We start from the raw sequence: 578 nt of genomic DNA on the forward strand, positions 1-578 counted from the left end.
GAAATTTTGGAGCCAGATGGCGTCACTAAGCCAGTTTTCAATGCTTGGACTATTCGTGCTGAAATCAAGTCTGACGATCCTTTGTTGAACGGCAATCCTGCTTACACCGATGTCGGCAGCTTCTCAGACAACCTTGATTTAGATACTAACGCTCAAATTCCACCGAATGCGGAAGTGGTTTACACAATTGTCGCTCAGATTGACCGTTCAAATCCGGATCAAATTCTGTACTCTCAATTCAGTAATACCGCGACGGTTAAAACGCCAGATTCTACTGTCCAGTCATCAGCATCAGACAGCGTTACGGTGTATCCAAAAGAACCTAAGATCATCGTGACTAAAACCACACCGGATGACGAGTTTATCCCCGGTGATTGGGTCACATTTACGGTATCTATTTTCAACTTTGGTGAAGGTTATGCGAACGAAGTTCATGTAACGGACGATATTGTGGGTCTGGATGCGTTTTCTGAATGGACGATAGACGCGACGATTGATTCAAACAACTCGCCATACAAAACAGGCAGTTACGCAGGGCCTAAATCGGGTTACCCAAACAATGGAAATATTGACTCGCG

1 protein-coding gene is annotated in these 578 nt (G+C 44.8%); it reads left to right on the forward strand.

The annotated features are described in order from the left end of the window. Nucleotides 1–578, forward strand: a 578-nt coding sequence (locus R7P74_RS28090; RefSeq protein ID WP_318123957.1) for a hypothetical protein, incomplete at both ends; no start/stop codon positions are given.

The organism is Vibrio sp. 2033 (genome assembly GCF_033339735.1).